Genomic DNA, 16106 nt, shown 5'->3' with positions numbered 1-16106 from the left:
GAATGGGGGAAGAACTCGCAGGGACGGCGCGGGGACGGCGGAAGCCGATCTACGTGGAAATCGGCATTCGGGCCTCCATGGACCGGGTGTGGATGCTCAGCCAGGACCCGGCACTGCATCCGCGCTGGGACCTCCGTTTCTCCCGCATTGTCCCGGATGCCGGCGACGGGCACGATCCTGTTCATTTCCGCTATGAGTTCCGGTTGCCGTTCCACACGATCCGGGGAACCGGGACATCGCTGGGGCATCGGTGCCGCGACGACGGCCAGGCGACCTCGGTCCTCAAGTTCGATACCGCCGACGTTTTGTCTCCCATCGGCGCAGGATCCGGCTACTGGCGCTATATCCCGGCAGAAGAAGGCCTCCGGTTCGTCACGGGTTATAACTACCGCCCCGGCATGGGGCGGGTCGGAGAGGCCCTTGACGCTGCGGTGTTAAGACCCGCGCTGGGTTGGGCCACGGCCCTAAGCTTCGACCGCCTGCGTCTCTGGGCGGAATCGCACGTCGACCCCCGGGACTCGCGCAACAGGTGGATCCTGGATGCCGCCGGAAGAGCAGGCGCTGTGCTGGGCGCGGGGCACGTCCTCGTCCATGCCCTGGCAGGCAAAGGGTCCGGCCGCACCTTCGTCCTGGGCGCGGGCCTGCTGGCGTCCGTATTCCTCCCTTCGCACTGGACGGTCCCCAGGGCGTCGCGCTGCAGCCGGCAGCCATCGGATGCCCGAGCCGGACGTGCCCCATCCGCTTTGGACGGGCTGCCCTCCCCTGCCGCCCGTGTCGAGCAGCAAGCCTGAACGCGGAGACCGGAACATGCCTTCAATCTTTGAATTGGCTCTGGGCGAGGATTTCCAGAAATTGCATCCGATGTTGCAGCAGCGCTTCGGCATAGACGTTGACCGCAGCCATGCCTGCGTCGGCCGTGGAGTCTTTTCAGAGGTACGCCGCGGCGCCTGGTGGACTGTTCCTTTCCTTCACCTGGGGGCCTATCGCAACATCCTCTTCCCGGACCAGGGCCGGGACATCCCGTTCACCATCGAAAACTACCCTTACACAGACGCTTACGACAGGCCCACCGTTACCTTCGTCAGGACGCTTGAACTGGCCCGCTTGGGGAAGTCCAGGCGCTTCGACGCCACCATGGTCTACAGCCGGCAACGGAACTGCATCGTGGACTACCTCGGAACACACCAGCACTTGGCGACTGACCTCAAGGTGGAGGTCCTCGGCGACGGATCCCTGCACCTCCAATCGACGGCCCAGCGCTTCTATGAGGGCTTAGTGGCGTTCACGGTACCCTCAGTGCTCACGGGCACCGCAGAGCTTCACGAGAGCTTCGACGACGAACGCGGGGTCTTCACCATCCAGATGCAGGTAAGGAATCCGCTGCTGGGGTTCCTGTTCGGATACCGGGGCGAATTCACCTGCACCTTCCCTGATCTTGCAGCAGGCGCGCCCTTTCCCGTGCATCTCAAGCCGGTAAGGGAGGAAAGCCGGGAGTAGGAGCCGGGGTGAGGAAAAGCGTCACAGTGCCTTTGATGTGGGGGACAAGACGGCCCGGCGCAGAAAAGTGGCCCCGGTCCTCCCGGGACCAGGGCCACTTCTGCAGTCTGCTGCGGTGTGCTTATTTTGCCGCGTTGTCCATCAGGGCCCCGGCATTGTTGGGTGTGGTGGCGAACTGGCTTGCCAGCTCGCGGACCACGGCCTGGAGTTCCTGGCGCAGGACCTCGGGATCAATGGATGCGGATGCCAGGACCGAGCGTTCCATCTCCACGGCGGCCGCAACGGCTTCCTTGCCCCGCTCGGTGAGAGACACCACGTGGCTCCTGCGGTCCGAGGTGCTCCGGACGCGGGCGATGTGGCCATGGGACTCCAGACGGCTCAGGGTCTTGCCCATGGTCTGCGCCTGAACGCGGACGTACTGGGCAAGCTGGGCCTGGGTCATGGGACCCTGCGCATCCAGCACTTCAATGGCTATGACGCCGGCGTGGGTAAGGCCTATGGCGCCAAGTTTTTCATTCCAGGAATGTTCGACGAGGCGGGCGGCAGTGGACAAGAGCCGCCCCGTGGGCCAGTGATCCATATCAGGCATAGCAGCAAGTATAGCCAAATGCCGATTAGCACTGGGCCCTGGTGCTTACTAGGCTGTTGTGTCCCGCCTGCAACAAGGAGAAAAACAATGGCTGAAAGACTCGTTATCGGCGACAAGGCACCGGCTTTCACGCTGCAGGATTCGACCGGCAAGGACGTCAGCCTCGCCCCCCGGCCCGGCCGCTCCACCATCGTCTACTTCTACCCGGCCGCCTCCACTCCCGGCTGCACCAAGGAAGCGTGCGATTTCCGCGACAGCCTTGCTTCCCTGCAGGCGTCCGGCTACGACGTCCTGGGCATCTCCCCCGACCCGGTGGCGAAACTCGCGAAGTTCGCTGCCAACGAATCGCTGACCTTCCCCCTGCTCTCCGACGCAGACCACGCGGTGGCCGAGGCCTACGGCGCCTGGGGCGAGAAGAAGAATTACGGCAAGACCTACGAGGGCCTGATCCGCTCCACCATTGTGGTGGACCCGGCAGGCAACGTGTCCCTGGCCCAGTACAACGTCAGGGCCACCGGACACGTCGCCAAACTCCGCCGGGACCTGCAGCTGGACGCCTGACCCGCTTCCCTCCTGCCCGCGCCCTGCGGACGCGACGCTACAATGGAACCTGGCATCCGCCGTCGTACGCTTTTGCGTTCACGAACGGAAGCCTTGGCGCGAGTGGTGAAATTGGCAGACACGCAGGATTTAGGTTCCTGTGCCTTCGGGCGTGGGGGTTCAAGTCCCCCCTTGCGCACCAACATCAAGGATCCCCCGGCTCAGGCCGGGGGATCCTTGCGTTAAAGAGGTCGACGGCGGGGGCGCACTTTTCGTGCCGCGCCGAAAAACTTCCCGGGTCCACCCATCCGCCCCGGTCCTCCAACCGAATTGCCAGTGAGACACCGGCCAAGGGTTGGTGCTTACCGAAAAGGCAGACTGCACAGCCCGCACATAAAGTCCGGGCGGCAGGCAAACCATCCAAGGAGAACCGAAAATGCAGACCATCAAGCGCACCACTTTCACCGTCGCAGGCGTTGCAGCGGCCGCTCTGCTCAGCCTCACCGCCTGCGGTGGTTCAGGCAGCACCTCCGGGTCGGCAGCTTCATCGGCGCCGATGTCCCAGGCCCCCAGCTCCAGCATGGCGTCGCCGTCCGCCAGCGCCTCCGCCAGCGCGTCGGCAGGCATGATGGATCCCGCAGCCAACCTGGTGGGCCCGGGCTGCGCAGCCTACGCCCAGCAGGTTCCCACCGGCGCCGGATCGGTGGAAGGCATGGCACTGGATCCCGTAGCCGTCGCAGCCTCCAACAACCCCATCCTGACCACCCTGACCGCGGCCGTCTCCGGCAAGCTGAACCCCAAGGTGGACCTGGTGGACACGCTCAACGGCGGCGAGTTCACGGTCTTCGCGCCCGTGGATGACGCCTTCAAGAAGATCGATCCCGCCACCATCGAAACCCTCAAGACGGACGACGCCCTGCTGAGCAAGATCCTGACCTACCACGTGGTGCCCGGCCAGATCACCCCGGACAAGATCGCCGGTACGCACGCCACCGTCCAGGGCGGCTCCGTCACCGTGACCGGCAGCGGAGACTCCCTCAAGGTGGACAACGCCAACGTGGTCTGCGGCGGCGTCAAGACCAAGAACGCAACTGTCTACCTGATCGACTCGGTCCTGATGCCGAAGTAATCCTTTAATCCTTACCCCCGCCTCCACACCAGGCCGGGTCCGCTGGCAGCCAGCGGACCCGGCCTTGGCGCGTCACGCGCCAGCCTGGGGACCGCCCCAATCCGCGTCCTTTAGACTGGACCCCGGCCCGCAAGAGGCGGAGCCGCCGGGATCCAGGGGTGGTAGACGAGTGTCCAGCAGTACATCGCGGCGGACGGTCATCAAGGCCGGAGCCGTCCTCATGGCGCTGGGCGTAACCTCCTGCACCGGCACGCCAGCGCCATCGCCGACCTCCGGATCCCCCAGCTCCACCCCCGCAGCAGAGCCGGACGCCACCTTCAATTTCGGCACCGCCGCCCAGCCCCTGGGCCTGGACCCGGCCCTGTCCAACGACGTCGAGTCCCAGCGCATCACCCGGCAGATCCTCGAAGGGCTGGTGGGCGTTGACCAGACCACCGGCAAGCCCACACCCCTGCTGGCCACGGAATGGAACGAGTCCAACGAGGGCAGGACCTACACCTTCAAGCTCCGCACCGGCATCTCGTTCCAGGACGGCACCCCGTTCAATGCCGACGCCGTCTGTGCAAACTTCAACCGCTGGTTCGCCTTCCCCGCTGAGCTGCGGCGGCAGGCCCCCGGCAGCTCCTTCAAGAGCGTGTTCAAGGCACACTCGGACGAGCCCGGGCTGTCGATCTTCAAAAGCTGCACCGCTGTCTCTGCCGACACCGTGCAGATCGACCTGACGCAGCGGTTCACCGCCTTCCTCCAGGCACTGACCCTGCCGGCGTTCGCCATTGCGTCCCCCGCGGCCCTTGCCGCCGGCAAGGCCGACGTTCTGGACCAGAACCGCGGCGGCCAGCCCTTGTCGGCCTTCGCCACGAACCCCGTGGGGACGGGCCCCTTCACCCTGTCCGCCTGGGGCACGGACAGCGTCACCCTGACCACCAACAAGGCGTATTGGGGGAACCGCGGCCAAATCGCCACCATCAACTTCCTCGCCTACAACCATCCCCAAACCCGCCTCCAGGCCCTGCTGGACGGCAAGATCGACGGCTATGACTCGGTGACCGTGGGGAATTTCGACCAGCTCGTCAAGCGCGGAAAGCAGATCGTCCAGCGCGATCCCTTCTCGGTGATGTACGTGGGCATGAACCAGGACGTGCCGGTGCTGCAGAACCAAAAAATCCGGCAGGCGGTGGAACTGGCCATCGACAAGGAAACCCTGATCCGGAAATTCTTCATCGACAACACCGCCAAGGCCACGCAGTTCGTCCCGCCAAAGATCAGCGGCTTCAACAACGATGCCCCGGAGCTCGGCCACGACCCGGCCAAGGCCAAGGCCTACCTCAAGGAGGCCGGCTATGCCGGCGAAGAGCTCAAGTTCTACTATCCGCTCAACGTCACCCGGCCCTACCTGCCGACGCCCGAGAAGGTGTACGCCGAGCTCAGCCGGCAGCTGACTGCGGTGGGCTTCAACATCCGGCCGGTCCCGGTGGACTGGTCGGACGGCTACCTCCAAAAGGTCCAGTCCCCCGGCGACCATGCGCTTCACATCCTGGGCTGGAACGGCTCCTACTCCGACGCCGACAACTTCGTTGGCCCGCTCTTCGGGGAGAAGAACGGGGAGTTCGGGTACCAGGACCCCCAGGTATTCTCCAAGATCAACCGCGCCCGGGGTTTGCCCGAGGGCAAGGAACGTGATGAGCAGTATCACACCATCAACGCCCAGATCGCAGCGACGGTACCGGCCGTGCCGATTGCCTTCCCCATCTCCGCGCTGGCCCTATCCGACCGGGTCCTGGGCTACCCGGCGTCACCGGTCTTAAATGAAGTTTTCACGAAGGTCCAACTAAAGCCTTGACGGGCCGGTCCAATTTCAGTATGCGGGCAGGGCGGGGATATTCTGTGACAGCCAGAGCCGCTGCAATCGGAGACTGATCGTGACCTTCATTTCCAAGACCCCACATGCCGACGTCGTCCTGATTGGCGGCGGCATCATGAGCGCAACGCTGGGGGCATTCCTCAAGCAGCTGGAGCCGGACTGGACCATCTCGCTGTTCGAACGGCTGGACCAGCCCGGCCTTGAAAGCTCCGGCCCCTGGAACAACGCCGGCACGGGCCATGCCGCGCTCTGCGAGCTCAACTACTCCCCTGCAGCCAAAGACGGCTCAGTCAACCCGGCAAAGGCGCTGCTCATCAATGAACAGTTCCAGCTGTCCCGCCAGTTCTGGTCCCACCTGGTGGACCGAAACCTGATCGGCTCCCCCAAGGGCTTCATCAACACCGTCCCGCACATGAGCTTTGTCATCGGCGAAGACCACACCCGGTTCCTGAAGACCCGCTACGAGGCGCTGAAGCCCCACACCCTCTTCCGGAGCATGGAATACTCCGAGGACCACGCACAGATCGCCAAGTGGGCGCCGCTGATCGTCAAGGGCCGCGACCCCAAGCAGCGCATCGCCGCCACCCGCGCCGCCGAGGGCACCGACGTCGACTTCGGGGCCCTGACCCGCGAGCTGACCACGTACCTCGGGAACAACGGCGTCGAGATCAACTACGGCCACGACGTCACCGGAATCTCCCGGGCGTCCGACGGCGGCTGGGACCTGTCGCTGAAGTACCCCAAGTCGGGCGAGCACGGCAAGATCCACGCCAAGTTCGTCTTCGTCGGCGCCGGCGGCGGCGCACTGCACCTGCTCCAGGCCTCCGGTATCCCGGAAAGCAAGGGCTACGGCGGGTTCCCCGTCTCCGGGCAGTTCTTCCGCTGCACCGACGAGACCATCGCCGCCCAGCACAGCGCCAAGGTCTACGGCCAGGCGTCCGTGGGCGCTCCCCCCATGTCGGTACCGCACCTGGACACCCGCTACGTCGACGGGAAGCGCTCGCTGCTGTTCGGACCGTACGCCGGCTTCTCCACCAACTTCCTGAAGAACGGTTCCTACCTGGACCTTCCGCTGTCCATCCGCCCGGGCAACATCATCCCGATGCTGGCCGTGGCCAAGGACAACATGGACCTCACCGCCTACTTGGTCAAGGAAGTGGTCAAGAAGCACGACCAGAAGGTCGAGGCGCTGCGCGAGTACTACCCGGAAGCCAAGAGCGGGGACTGGGAACTGATCACCGCCGGCCAGCGTGTACAGATCATCAAGAAAGATCCGCAAAAGGGCGGCATCCTTCAGTTTGGAACCGAAGTGATTGCCGGCCGCGACGGCTCCATCGGCGCGCTCCTGGGCGCGTCCCCCGGGGCCTCCACCGCTGTCCCCATCATGATCGAACTGCTGCAGAAGACGTTCCCCAAGAACTTCAAGGGCTGGCAGTCAAAGCTCAAGGACATGATGCCCGGCTACGGGGTCAAGCTCGACGAAAACCCGGAGCTTGCCGCCGAGCTGGAACGGGCCACGGCCAAATCCCTCCAGCTGGAGAGCGTTTCCGCCAGCCGCTGACCCTGCAGGGGCCACCGGCTGGCACCCCAGGGCCTGTACCAGTCACTTAACCCCTCAGGAGACCAACAATGTTCCGGCTGGCACACCTGTCACTGGGAAACCGGGCCCTCATCGCGCTGATCACCGTTTTCGCTTCGGTCTTTGGCGTGATCACCATGTCCTCGTTGAAGCAGGAGCTCATCCCCTCGATCGAGTTCCCGCAGATCACGGTGCTGACCGCCATGCCGGGCGCCTCGCCCGAGGTGGTGGACAAGCAGGTCAGCGGGCCGCTGGAAAAGGCACTGAACGGCGTGGAGGGGCTGGAATCCACCTCCTCCACGTCGCGCAACGGCGTCTCGCAGATCACGATGGTCTTCACCTACGGCTCCAACCTGGACCGGGCGAGGAACCAGATCGACAGGGCAATTTCCAACGCCAAGAGGACACTTCCCAGTGACGTCCAGCCACAGGCGATCGCCGGGAGCATCAGCGACTTCCCCATCGTGTTCCTCGCGGTATCGTCCGACAAGCCGCTCAGCGACCTCAACGCCGACCTGCAGCGCCTGAGCGTTCCCCGGCTGCAGAAGATCGACGGCGTCCGGAGCGCCGACGTGACGGGCGGCGCCTCCCAGCACATCGAAATCCTCCCCCGCCCAGATGCCATGGCAGCATCGGGCGCCGGCGTGACCGCCATCAGGGACGCCCTCTCCAACAACGGCGCCCTGGTTCCCGCCGGCACACTGGAGGACCAGGGCAGGACGCTGTCCCTGCAGATCGGCAGCCCGGTCGATTCCCTCGACGCCATCAAGGCACTTCCGCTGGCCGGCGCGAAAAACGGCGCCACCATCGGCTCGGTTGCCGACGTTTCGCTTAAGGACGACGAACGCACCTCGATCACCCGCACCAACGGCGCGGAGACCCTGGCCGTCTCTGTCACCAAGAAGCCCGAAGGTGACACAGTGGGAATCTCCCACGCCGTGCGCGACAGCCTTAACGAGCTGGAGGCCGAACTGGGCTCCAACGCCAAGTTCACCCCGGTGTTCGACCAGGCGCCGTTCATCGAGAAGTCCATCAAGGACCTCACCACCGAAGGCCTGCTGGGGCTGGGCTTCGCCGTTGCCGTCATCCTGCTCTTCCTGATGTCCACCCGCTCCACCCTGGTCACGGCGGTGTCCATCCCGCTGTCACTGCTGATCACGTTCATCGGCCTGTCCGCCACCCGCTACTCGCTGAACATCCTGACGCTGGGGGCGCTCACCATCGCCATCGGCCGCGTGGTGGACGACTCGATCGTGGTCATCGAGAACATCAAGCGGCACCTCAGCTACGGCGAGGAGAAGTCCGCCGCCATCCTGGCTGCCATCCGTGAGGTGGCCGGAGCCATCACAGCCTCGACCCTGACTACCGTGGCCGTCTTCCTGCCGATCGCGTTCGTGGGCGAACTCGCCGGCGAACTGTTCCGGCCCTTCGCCCTGACCGTCACCATGGCGCTGCTGGCATCACTGCTGGTCTCCCTGACCATCGTCCCCGTGCTGGCCTACTGGTTCCTCAAGAACCCCGGCGCCGTCCCCGGCGGCCTGCCCGCAGGCTCGCTTGAGGGCCGCCGCATCGCCGCGGAGGCGAAGGCAAAGGCCCACGACGCCGAGCAGCGCAGCCGGCTGCAGCGCGGCTACCTGCCCATCCTCCGGGGCACGCAGAAACACCCCGTCATCACCTTGCTGGCCGCCGTCCTGGTGCTGGGGGCCACCGGCGCCATGACGCCCCTGCTGGCCACGAACCTGCTGGGGAACTCTGGCCAGAACAGCATGACCGTGCGCCAGGTGCTGCCCGCGGGCACCAGCCTGGCGGACACCAGTGCTGCTGCCATCCGCCTCGAGGAAGTCCTTCGCGGCATCGACGGCATCAAGGACGTGCAGGTGACCTCCGGAAATGCCCAGGCCGGCTTCGCCGCGCTCACCTCCACCGGGTCTTCCAACTCCACCTTCACGGTGGTGACCGATGAGAAGGCGAACCAGGAACGCCTGCAGGAGACCGTACGCTCGGAGCTTGCCAAGGTGCCTGACTCCGGCAAAATTTCCGTGGGCACCCAGCAGGGCGGCTTTGGCACCTCGTCCACCGTCGACATCACCCTGAAAGCCGCCACCAGCGCCGACCTGCAGGCAGCCAGCGACGCCATGGTCTCAGCCATGACCGGTGCACCGGGAACCAGCGAGGTAGCCAGCAACCTCGCTGCCAGCAACCCCGTGGTCCAGGTCAAGGTCGACAGGGCCAAGGCGGTGGCCGCGGGGCTGAACGAGCAACAGGTGGCGGGCGTCCTGGCCTCCACCATCAGCCCCATCCCCGCCGGCACGGTGCGGATCGACACCAACGACTTCCCGGTCCGGATCGGCCAGGGCACGAAGTTCACCAGCATCGACGCCGTGCGGAACATCCCGCTGCCGGCGGCTGGGCCGCCTGTCACGCTCGGCAGCATCGCCTCCGTCGAGCAGGTGGACGTCCCCGTCTCCATCACCGCCAGCAACGGCCAGCGCACCGCCAAGGTGTCCGTTACGCCGTCGGGCGCCAACCTGGGTGCGGTCAACAGCGAAGTCCAGCAGCGCCTGGCCGGCGTCCAGCTGCCGCCGGGCGTCACCGCCGAACTGGGCGGCGCCACCACCCAGCAGGCAGAATCCTTCCGGCAGCTCGGCCTGGCCCTGCTGGCGGCCATTGCGATCGTGTACGTCATCATGGTGGCCGCCTTCAAGTCCCTGGTCCAGCCCTTGATCCTGCTGGTCTCGGTTCCTTTCGCAGCCACCGGTGCCGTGGGACTGCTGCTGCTCACCGGCGTCCCGCTGGGCCTTCCGTCGCTCATCGGCATGCTGATGCTGGTGGGGATCGTTGTCACCAACGCCATCGTGCTGATCGACCTCATCAACCAGTACCGGCAACCGCACGACGGCCGTCCCGGCATGAATGTTGCGGATGCCATCACCCACGGTGCGCGGCAGCGCCTGCGGCCCATCCTGATGACCGCCCTTGCCACGGTGTTCGCCCTGACCCCGATGGCGCTGGGCCTCACGGGCGGGGGCGGCTTCATTTCCCAGCCTCTCGCAGTGGTGGTGATCGGCGGCCTGGTGTCCTCCACCGCCCTGACCCTCATCCTGGTTCCGGTGCTGTACCGGCTGGTGGAGGGCCGGCGCGAAAGGAAGGCGCTGCTCCGGGACATGCACGCCCGCCCGGAGTTCGGCCCGGCCGCCGACGTCGACGCCGAGTTCCAGGACTGGACCACCGGCCAGGTTCCCAAGGTCAGCGGCCGCCGTGCCGCCCCCGGCGGAGCCGAATAACCTGCATCTTCCCGTCATGCCCGTGCCGCTCCAGCGGTGCGGGCATGGCTGCTTTAACGCCCGTCCCGCCGCCGGCCAGGGCGGGGAATAATCCCGGCGCCACCACGTTACAGTAGGCGATAGATGCAAATGCATCTAAATTGGTTTAGACTGGAACCAAGCCCAGCAAGTCCAGGAACGGAAAGAGGCACATCATGCAGATCGGTGTTTTCAGCGTCAGCGACATCACCGCGGACCCCACCACGGGCCGCACCCCCACCGAGCACGAACGCATCAAGGCCTCGGTGGCCATCGCCAAAAAGGTCGAGGAAATCGGCATGGATGTCTACGCCCTGGGCGAGCACCACAACCGCCCCTTCTTCTCGTCCTCCCCCACCACCACCCTCGCCTACATCGCCGCCCAGACCGAGCGCATCATCCTGTCCACGGCCACCACGCTGATCACCACGAACGACCCCGTCAAGATCGCGGAGGACTTCGCCATGCTCCAGCACCTGGCGGACGGGCGCGTGGACCTGGTCCTCGGGCGCGGCAACACGGCGCCCGTGTACCCGTGGTTCGGCAAGAACATCCAGGACGGCGTGGAACTGGCCATCGAGAACTACAGCCTGCTGCGCAAGCTCTGGGACGAGGACACCGTGAACTGGTCCGGCAAGTTCCGCACGCCCCTGCAGAACTTCACCTCCACACCGCGCCCGCTCGACGGCGTGGCTCCCTTCGTGTGGCACGGCTCCATCCGCACCCCGCAGATCGCGGAGGTGGCCGCATACTTCGGCGACGGCTTCTTCGCCAACAACATCTTCTGGCCCAAAGAGCACTACCAGCAGCTGATCGGCCTATACCGTGAGCGCTACGAGCACTACGGCCACGGCAAGGCGGACCAGGCGATCGTTGGACTCGGCGGCCAGTTCTTCATGCGGAAGAACTCACAGGACGCCGTGAAGGAGTTCCGCCCCTACTTCGACAATGCCCCCGTCTACGGCCACGGCCCGTCACTGGAGGACTTCACCTCCCAGACCCCACTGACCGTGGGCAGCCCGCAGGAAGTCATCGAGAAGACCCTGACCTTCCGTGAGCACTTCGGCGATTACCAGCGCCAGCTGTTCCTGATCGACCACGCCGGCCTGCCCCTGAAGACCGTGCTGGAGCAGCTGGACCTGTTCGGCGAGGAAGTCCTGCCGGTCCTCCGCAAGGAGTACGCGGCCCTCAAGCCCGCGCACGTTCCGGAGCCGCCCACGCACGCCGGCCGGGTTGCCGCGCTGCTGGCAACGCAGGAAGCCGATACCGCGGCTTCGGAGGCGTGATGGCTGCCGCGGGCTCCGAATCGCCCGTCCGGCTTGCTGCCGAGATGTGGGAGTCGCTCTTCCGGGCGCAGGTGGCGGTGATGCGCAAGCTGCAGTCCGGGCCGGCCTTCCGGAAGCTGGCCGTCAACGAATACGACGTCCTGTTCACGCTTTCGCGCTGCCCGTCCGGCTGGCTGCGGCTCAACGAGCTCAACGACAACGTCCTGCTGAGCCAATCCAGCCTGAGCAGGCTGGTGGAACGGCTGGAGAAGCGCGGACTCATCGCCCGCATGCCCGCGCCGGAGGACGGCCGCGGCGTACTGCTCAAACTGACGGAGGAAGGACGGGAACTCCAGAAGGAGATCGGCCGGGAGCACGTCAGGGACATCTCAGCCTTGGTGGCTCCAGCGCTGACGCCGGCCGAGCAGAAGGAACTGGTCCGGCTGACGGAAAAGCTGCGGAACTCGCTGGGTTCCCTGCCCCGGAAGGCCTAGCTAGCCCAGCGCCACCAGCTGCGTGGGGTCCTCCACGGGAAGGGAACCGTCCACCACTGCTGTCACCCGCAGCTGGTTGAGGGTGAGGCTGCCTCCCACGGTGGAGAGGAAGGCGGTGTCGGACGAGTCCCGGCCGGCGGTGATGCGCAGCATCGACCCCCGCGGGGCAAGCCCCGTGGGGTCGATGACGTGCCAGGCCCCCTCCACGTAGGCTTCTGCCACGGCATGGAAATCCATCGGACTCAGGCCCGGTGCATACACGGCAGCGAGGCGGGCAGGAATGTCCTTCGAACGCAGCAACGCGATGGCCAGGTGGGCGAAGTCCCTGCAGACGCCGCGCCTGCTCAACAGGGTTTCCACCGCGCCGTCGGTACCCCGGGAGGAACCGCTGAGGTACCGCAGTTCCCCATTGACCCAGTTGCGCACGGCGTGCAGCAGGCCGGCGCCCTGCACCCCCTCGAATTCCGCGTAGGCGGTGGGCAGCAGCCGGTCCGATTCGGCGTAGCGGCTCGGGCGGACGTAGCGGATCCGGTCCGCCAGGCTGGCCTCTTCGGGCTCGCCGCGTCCGGCCACGGTGGCGGAATACTCCACGGTGACCTCGGCCGGCTCGGTGAACTCCATGTAGTGGAAGCGGCCACCGTGGTGGTCCGCGATTTCGGTCAGCGGCACTTCGTTGCCGCCGGCTGTGACGGACAGGGTCTCGTCGAAGGATGAATACCCGCTGTTCCTCGCTGCGGCGATGGCCATGGCCACTTTGGTGTGGGGGGCGGTCCTGAAGACCAGGCGTGCGGAAACAGAGCGTTCCATGTCTCTCCGGGGATGTCGGGGGCGGACGGAAAGTCGCGTGCCCCGGCACCTCGTGGGGGCGGGCAGCGGGACTAGTTTTTGACCTTCAGCGACATTAGCATCCGCTGCACGTTGGCGAAGTCGGAGCTTTCGTTCACGTACTGGGCGGCCTGGCCCAGGGTGTCGAATGCCTGCGCGGGAGCTACTTTCTCGTCCGGAGCGAAGGCCTTCAGCGAAACCACGTCGCCGAAGGAGTAGTCCCCCTTGCCGGCCGGACCGCGCACCACGTTGCGCAGCTCGCACGCCTGCCCGTCCGCGCCGCCCACAACGTTGGTGATGCCGTACGAACCGAAGAACCGGTAGCCCTGGATCACCCGGTAGACCATCCGCGGCGGGATGGTCCCCTCCCCGCCGGCGGCCGGGAGTTCCATGGGCACGCTGCTGATCACGGTGTAGGGGCGCCGTGCGGCTTCGGGGCAGTCAGCAGACGACGGTGGCAGTCCCGTCCGCAGGGCTGCCACGAACGTTCCGTCGGGCTTCTTCACTTCCACCTTCAGCGCACCGGCAAGCGCACCGTCCTCCGGGGCCACCGACTGTGCGATCCAGTCCTGCGGCAGGTCGAAGCTGACGGTCTTGCCGGGGTCCGAGAAGGTCTTCCAGGACGGTGCAGTGGGAACAGCCTGCGGCCCTGTGGGTGACGCCTGGCCGGACGGGGACGCAGCGGTGGATGCGGCCGGCCCGGATGTTCCGGGGGCCGGCGCGGCCGTGGACGGGGATTCGGAGCCGGTACCGGCCCCCGTTTGCGCCGTCCAGCCGGGGTCCTTTGGCTGCGGGCCCGCACACCCCGCCAGGAGCAGGCCTGCGAGCAGCAGGGACGCGCCGGAAACAACCCTCGATGCTGCCTTGCCTCTCATGCAAGCCAGCCTAGTGGCGCGGGCGGCCATCACGTGGCCACCACGCTGGCATGTCCCGCCCGGCCGGCACGTGGCCCTGCCGCCCCCGCGGCCCGGCGTGTCGCCGTCGTACGCTTCCTGCCGCGGCCGGGCACTAGGCTGGAGGCTATGGCGGAAGAGCAGCACGGCGCAGCCGAAGAAAACCCCGCGGACATCTCCGCCCTGGATATCGCCGACTGGCGGCTGCGCACCTTCGCGATGTACGACAATGTCCGCAAGATCGCCGCCGACGACCCGGCGGAGGCGCACTCGTACTGGCGGCACCAGCGGGACCTGATGTTCGCCACGCACCCGGCGTCCCCGCTGACGCGGGCAGGACGGGCAAACTTCGCCGGACTGAAGACCGCCTACTACGATCCGATCTACCGCTTCCACGTGCCCCTCACCAAGGAGGGCGCCGGCCGGGAAATGAGCGTGGACACGGGAACCGACGGCGTGGTCAACTTTGTCCGGCTGGGCACCTTCGACCTGCCCGAGATGGGCCAGCTGGCGGTATGGAAGATCCATGGGTATGGCGGCGGAATCTTCGTTCCGTTCCGCGACGCCACCGCCGGCCAGCCCGGCGGCAGCTACGGTGCGGGGCGCTACCTGCTGGACACCATCAAGGGCGCCTTCCACGGCGTCAACGGGACTGGGCCCGACGCCCGGTTCGTCCTTGACTTCAACTTTGCCTACAACCCTTCCTGCGCCTACAACGAGGCCTGGGCATGCCCACTCGCCGGCCCCGCCAACCGGCTGGCCGTCGACATCCCTGTGGGCGAGCTGTACTGACCCATGGCTTCTCCTCCCCGGCGCCTTGCCCGCGTCCGCCCGCTGTCCGCTGCGTGGCCCGGCGAGCAGTTCTTCGTCACCAGCGGCGGCGGGACCACCTGGACCGTCGCCGAGTCCCCCTTCCCGGATTCCCGGGCCAACGCTTCCAGCCCCTGGCGCGACGGCTGGCGGCCCGGAGCTGCGGTGCAGCAGGATGCCTTCGTCTTCCTCGCCCCAAGCGCTCCGGCCAACGTCCTGGGCATGGCCCACAATACCGGCCAGGCAGGCCGGAACCTTCCGCCGCAGGCTTTCCACAAGGCAACCACCAGCGTGATTGGCCCCGGCGAGGAGATTCGGCTGGCACCCGGAATGACGCAGGTGGAGCCCGAGGCCGAACTTGCCGTGGTGATCGGCAGGACGGCCAGGGCACTGACGCCGGCCACGGCCCGGGATGCAGTGTTCGGCTTCACCATCGCGAACGACGTCACCTGCCGGGACCTGCAAAAGACCGACGAACTGTGGTTCGCGGCCAAGAGCCAGGACACGTTCACGCCGGTGGGGCCGTGGATCGCCGTGGGGCTGGATGACTCGGACCTGGAGATCGGCGTGGCGGTGAACGGCACGGCGCTGGCGACGGCCAGCACTGCAGACCTGGGCTGGACGGTGGATGAGATCCTGGTCTACCTGACCTCCGTGCTGACCCTGCATCCCGGCGACCTGGTGCTGACCGGATTCCCCGCCGCCACCGCGCCCCTGTCCCCCGGCGACTCAGTGGCGTGCCGCGTCCAGGGGATCGGTGAGCTGGCCAATCCGGTCGCCGCGTCGGCATGGCCCGGGGTGCCCGGCAGGATCGGGCCCGGCGGGATGCAGGCGTGAGGGAGGGCGCACCTGCCCCGGTTGCGCTGGAGGCGTCCACGCGGCGCCAACCCGCCACCAGGCACTACCGGGGCATCCTGCGCTTCCCGGTGGTCCGGCAACTGATCCGGTTTTCCGGCGTCGGCGTTGTCTGCACCGCGGCATCCCTGGCCCTGTACGCGCTGCTGCGGCCGTGGCTGGGCGCCCAACTGGCCAACGCCGTGGCGCTGGTGGTGACGTCGCTGCTGAACACCGCGTTGAACCGCAGGCTGACGTTCAAGATCACCGGGCAGCAGCGGCGCACCCGCGACCACCTCCACGGGCTGGTGGTGATTGCCGTGGCGCTGGTGATCACCGGCGGCAGCCTGGGCGTACTGCACTGGTTCAACCCCAACGCCACGGTGGGGGACGAACTGACGGCAACGACGCTGTCCGGGTTCCTGGCCACGGCCGTGCGCTTCAGCCTGCTGCGGCACTGGATTTTCCGGCGGGCACGCCACCGCTAG

At 66.6% G+C, this 16106-nt stretch carries 15 protein-coding genes and 1 tRNA gene; 13 read left to right on the top strand and 3 right to left on the bottom strand.

The genetic code is table 11. The annotated features are described in order from the left end of the window. Positions 1 to 2 precede the first annotated feature (2 nt). Complete coding sequence (locus AC2JAJ_RS15920; RefSeq protein ID WP_486415205.1) at positions 3 to 791, top strand: SRPBCC family protein; 789 nt, start codon at positions 3 to 5, stop codon at positions 789 to 791. A 70-nt stretch (positions 792 to 861) separates the two neighbouring features. After that, positions 862 to 1497: a DUF4166 domain-containing protein gene (locus AC2JAJ_RS15915; RefSeq protein WP_486415206.1), complete on the top strand. Its 636-nt coding sequence runs from the start codon at positions 862 to 864 to the stop codon at positions 1495 to 1497. 121 nt (positions 1498 to 1618) lie between these two features. Here AC2JAJ_RS15915 and AC2JAJ_RS15910 read toward each other — a convergent pair whose 3' ends face one another. Then, a complete protein-coding gene (locus AC2JAJ_RS15910; RefSeq protein WP_221386977.1) occupies positions 1619 to 2077 on the bottom strand; it encodes a MarR family winged helix-turn-helix transcriptional regulator in 459 nt (152 codons plus the stop codon). Between the two features lie 96 nt (positions 2078 to 2173). Between AC2JAJ_RS15910 and bcp the strand changes: the two genes are divergently transcribed. From bcp to AC2JAJ_RS15870, 8 genes are all read left to right on the top strand, one after another. After that, a complete protein-coding gene (gene bcp, locus AC2JAJ_RS15905; protein WP_221386834.1) occupies positions 2174 to 2647 on the top strand; it encodes a thioredoxin-dependent thiol peroxidase in 474 nt (157 codons plus the stop codon). Positions 2648 to 2743: 96 nt separating this feature from the next. Further along, positions 2744 to 2828, top strand: a tRNA-Leu gene (locus AC2JAJ_RS15900). Positions 2829 to 3062: 234 nt separating this feature from the next. After that, positions 3063 to 3755: a fasciclin domain-containing protein gene (locus AC2JAJ_RS15895; RefSeq protein WP_221386833.1), complete on the top strand. Its 693-nt coding sequence runs from the start codon at positions 3063 to 3065 to the stop codon at positions 3753 to 3755. 220 nt (positions 3756 to 3975) lie between these two features. Continuing rightward, positions 3976 to 5595 (top strand): ABC transporter substrate-binding protein, encoded by a 1620-nt coding sequence (locus AC2JAJ_RS15890; protein ID WP_486416788.1) that lies wholly within the window; start codon positions 3976 to 3978, stop codon positions 5593 to 5595. 79 nt (positions 5596 to 5674) lie between these two features. Next, complete coding sequence (locus AC2JAJ_RS15885; protein WP_486415207.1) at positions 5675 to 7177, top strand: malate:quinone oxidoreductase; 1503 nt, start codon at positions 5675 to 5677, stop codon at positions 7175 to 7177. Positions 7178 to 7245: 68 nt separating this feature from the next. Continuing rightward, a complete protein-coding gene (locus AC2JAJ_RS15880) occupies positions 7246 to 10479 on the top strand; it encodes an efflux RND transporter permease subunit (protein WP_501053188.1) in 3234 nt (1077 codons plus the stop codon). 194 nt (positions 10480 to 10673) lie between these two features. Then, entirely contained in the window at positions 10674 to 11783 is a 1110-nt protein-coding gene (locus AC2JAJ_RS15875) for an LLM class flavin-dependent oxidoreductase (RefSeq protein ID WP_221386830.1), read from the top strand. Further along, entirely contained in the window at positions 11783 to 12256 is a 474-nt protein-coding gene (locus AC2JAJ_RS15870; RefSeq protein ID WP_221386829.1) for a MarR family winged helix-turn-helix transcriptional regulator, read from the top strand. Before AC2JAJ_RS15875 ends, AC2JAJ_RS15870 begins: the two co-directional genes overlap by 1 nt. Here AC2JAJ_RS15870 and AC2JAJ_RS15865 read toward each other — a convergent pair whose 3' ends face one another. Together AC2JAJ_RS15865 and AC2JAJ_RS15860 are read right to left on the bottom strand one after the other, a co-directional pair. After that, positions 12257 to 13063 carry a transglutaminase-like domain-containing protein gene (locus AC2JAJ_RS15865; RefSeq protein ID WP_486415208.1) on the bottom strand — a complete coding sequence of 269 codons (807 nt, stop codon included), beginning with the start codon at positions 13061 to 13063 and terminating at the stop codon, positions 12257 to 12259. A gap of 71 nt (positions 13064 to 13134) precedes the next feature. Further along, the gene (locus tag AC2JAJ_RS15860; RefSeq protein WP_486415209.1) at positions 13135 to 13956 is read right to left on the bottom strand and encodes a hypothetical protein; all 822 of its coding nucleotides are present in this window, start codon (positions 13954 to 13956) and stop codon (positions 13135 to 13137) included. 147 nt (positions 13957 to 14103) lie between these two features. Here AC2JAJ_RS15860 and AC2JAJ_RS15855 point away from each other — a divergent pair, with 147 nt between their 5' ends. From AC2JAJ_RS15855 to AC2JAJ_RS15845, 3 genes are read left to right on the top strand one after another with little or no spacing between them, the layout of a single operon-like run. Next, on the top strand, positions 14104 to 14766 hold the full coding sequence (locus tag AC2JAJ_RS15855; RefSeq protein WP_221386826.1) for a DUF1684 domain-containing protein: 663 nt from the start codon (positions 14104 to 14106) through the stop codon (positions 14764 to 14766). A gap of 3 nt (positions 14767 to 14769) precedes the next feature. Further along, complete coding sequence (locus tag AC2JAJ_RS15850) at positions 14770 to 15621, top strand: fumarylacetoacetate hydrolase family protein (RefSeq protein ID WP_486415210.1); 852 nt, start codon at positions 14770 to 14772, stop codon at positions 15619 to 15621. Beyond that, positions 15618 to 16106, top strand: a complete 489-nt coding sequence (locus AC2JAJ_RS15845) for a GtrA family protein (RefSeq protein ID WP_486415211.1) — start codon at positions 15618 to 15620, stop codon at positions 16104 to 16106. Before AC2JAJ_RS15850 ends, AC2JAJ_RS15845 begins: the two co-directional genes overlap by 4 nt.

Source organism: Arthrobacter sp. MOO21 (genome assembly GCF_057369995.2).
Note: the sequence above shows the minus strand (reverse complement) of the source record. Positions and strands in the feature narration are given on the sequence as shown.